Source organism: Dendronalium phyllosphericum CENA369 (genome assembly GCF_016056275.1).
Lineage (GTDB): Bacteria > Cyanobacteriota > Cyanobacteriia > Cyanobacteriales > Nostocaceae > Dendronalium > Dendronalium phyllosphericum.
On the sequence record NZ_JAECZA010000174.1, the window covers coordinates 1 to 2,668 of the forward strand.

The 2,668-nt window shown below is 37.9% G+C and carries 3 protein-coding genes and 1 pseudogene; 3 read left to right on the forward strand and 1 reads right to left on the reverse strand.

Annotation, left to right across the window (positions count from 1 at the left end):
• The 3 genes and pseudogenes from I8752_RS21975 to I8752_RS21985 all read left to right on the forward strand — a co-directional run.
• Window positions 1-404 (forward strand): transposase (locus I8752_RS21975; protein WP_214434403.1); only part of this gene is annotated, 404 nt, incomplete at its 5' end.
• A gap of 14 nt (window positions 405-418) precedes the next feature.
• Window positions 419-1,009: pseudogene (locus I8752_RS21980) on the forward strand (ABC transporter ATP-binding protein); the annotation flags it as partial.
• A 115-nt stretch (window positions 1,010-1,124) separates the two neighbouring features.
• The gene (locus tag I8752_RS21985; protein ID WP_214434404.1) at window positions 1,125-2,309 is read left to right on the forward strand and encodes a biotin/lipoyl-binding protein; all 1,185 of its coding nucleotides are present in this window, start codon (window positions 1,125-1,127) and stop codon (window positions 2,307-2,309) included.
• On the opposite strand, the gene I8752_RS21990 is transcribed toward I8752_RS21985, so the two are convergent.
• Window positions 2,304-2,668 (reverse strand): transposase (locus I8752_RS21990; protein WP_214434405.1); only part of this gene is annotated, 365 nt, incomplete at its 5' end. The genes I8752_RS21985 and I8752_RS21990 overlap by 6 nt on opposite strands.

The following is a 2,668-nucleotide window of genomic DNA, read 5'->3' on the forward strand; positions in this document are numbered from 1 at the left end:
CGAAGGTAACAGTAATCGGGGCAGTAAGCATGAAACAAGTTTTGGCTGTGATGACGTTGAATAGTTCAATGGATGGAAATGCATTTAAAGTCTTTATTGAAAAGTGTTTACTTCCCCAACTCTGGACGGGTGCTGTAGTTGTTATGGATAATGTCCCTGCACATAAAGTGGAAGGAATCGAGTCTTTAATTCAATCAAAGGGTGCAAATGTTCTTTATCAGTCACCTTATTCTCCTGACTTTAATCCCATCGAACATTGGTGGTCACAATTAAAAGCTTTTTTACGCTCCTTTTCTCCAACCTCTTCAAAAATGGTTGATGTTCTCATCGCAACTGCACTTAATTTGATTAATCCAGAGCATTTAAAAAACTGGTTTACAAACTGTTGTTACTGTACCTCATAAACCTGCAATACGCTGTAATTCCCAGATTATACGAACTTGATGCTGGTCGTATCTTAATTGATGGCTATGACATCAGCAAGGTAGAAATTTACTCTCTACGCCGTCAAATTGGCATGGTACTGCAAGATACTCTGTTGTTTGATACTACAGTACAGGAGAATATTGCTTTGACTATGCCCGATGCTACTCCAGAAGAAATTGTCGAAGCAGCCAAAATTGCTTGCGCCCACGATTTTATCATGAATTTACCTCAAGGTTATGAAACTCGTGTCGGTGAACGGGGTTCGGCTCTATCTGGGGGACAAAGACAAAGGATTGCGATCGCTCGTACTGTACTGCAAAACCCACCACTGTTAATTCTAGATGAAGCTACTAGTGCTTTGGACTATGCCACCGAGCGTCAAGTGTGTTTGAATCTACAAGCTGCATTTAGGAATAGGACAGTGTTGTTTATTACTCACAGATTAGCAAGCATCCGTAACGCCGATACTATCGTGATGATGAGCCAAGGGCAAGTAGCAGAACAGGGGACGCATAGTGAGTTGTCAGCCTTAAAAGGATTATATTATTGCCTCTATCAACAACAAGAAGCTGCTGCTAGTTAGCTGTTAGTTTACACACAATGTTGAATGAGTTTACTACTTGAATATTTCAAGTTGTTTCATATTATTAATCACTAAAATACCTCTTATTTGACTACAAACTCCAGAAAAATTAGTTATGAATAATTACGGAAATGGTACAAATGGTAATGGGAAACATTCAAGTAATGGTAATAGTACCAACTCCAATGGTAATGCTCATTCATCAATACCACAAACAGTTTCCATCCAACAATTAGAACAAATAGCATCTCAAGTACCTGAAACTGCGGAAATTACACCAAAGGCTCCTTCAACTGCACCGCGTTATGTACCTAAATTCGATCAGCCTGTCATCTTAAAACAACCTCGCACTTGGTCAAGAGCAATTCTATGGGGTTTAATGCTGGCTACAGCAGGTACAATCATTTGGGCTTCGATTGCCAAAATTGAAGAAGCGGTATCAGCGACTGGTAAACTGGAAGCATCAGGTGCAACCAAGGAAGTACAAGCACTTGTAGGTGGGGTAGTTAAAGAAATATTTGTCGAAGATGGTCAGACAGTAAAAGCTGGAGAGCGTCTTTTATCTCTTGATAATACAACTGCTAAAGCACAGTTAGATTCATTTCTCAAAATCCGTACTAGCTTAATTGGTGAAAACCAGTTTTATCAATCTCAATTAAAAGACATTAACGCACTAGATATCTCGAACTTAAAAATCTCTAACCAAATGCTTGATTTGACTAAAAGTCGAGTTACATTAGTAGTGGAAAATCAGGTATATCGCTCCCTATTGAATGGTAGAAGCAATAAGATTTTACTTACTTTAGAGCAACAGGAACGGCTACAATCTAATCAAGCTGAATTAAATGCCCGTGTGGTTGCTGTTCAATTAGAAATTGAACAATTTCAACGTCAATTGCAGCAAACATCAATCAAATTAGCTACTAATTTAGATAATCTAGGGATGAATCAGGGGATACTACTTGATGTCACTCCATTAATGAAAGATGGTGCGATATCTAGAATTCAGTATCTTAAACAGCAACAAGAAGTTCGCAATACTCAAAGTGAGATAGATCAACTTACTCAAGAAAAGGCTCGTTTGCAATCTGCAATTGCACAAGCAAAGGCCAAGTTAGTAAATACTATTGCTCTATCTCGTAGAGATTGGCTCAATCAAATTGCTGAGAATAATAAAAAAATTGCCGAGATTGATTCTCAGTTGACTAAAGCAATAGTAGAAAACAATAAGAAAATTGCCGAGATTGATTCACAAATCAGTCAAGCGCAGATGAATATACAGCGTTTCCCGATGTTATGAGGTACAATAACAGCAATTAGTGAACCAGTTTTTTAAATGTTGAGGATTCATCAAGTAGAGAGCAACAGAGATAACTTTATCAACCATTTCGGTTGTAGTTGGAGAAAAAGTACGTAAAAAAGATTTCAGTTGTGACCACCATAACTCAATGGGATTAAAATCAGGAGAGTATGGAGATAAACATAAGACTTTCGCACCTACAGATTCAATCATTGGTTCAATTGATGCTAGTTTATGTGCAGGTAAGTTGTCCATAACTACCACTGCTCCTGACCATAATTGAGGCAATAAAAACTTCTCAATAAATACTTCAAATGCCTGACTATCCATTGAGTTATTTATCGTCATTAATGCCACCA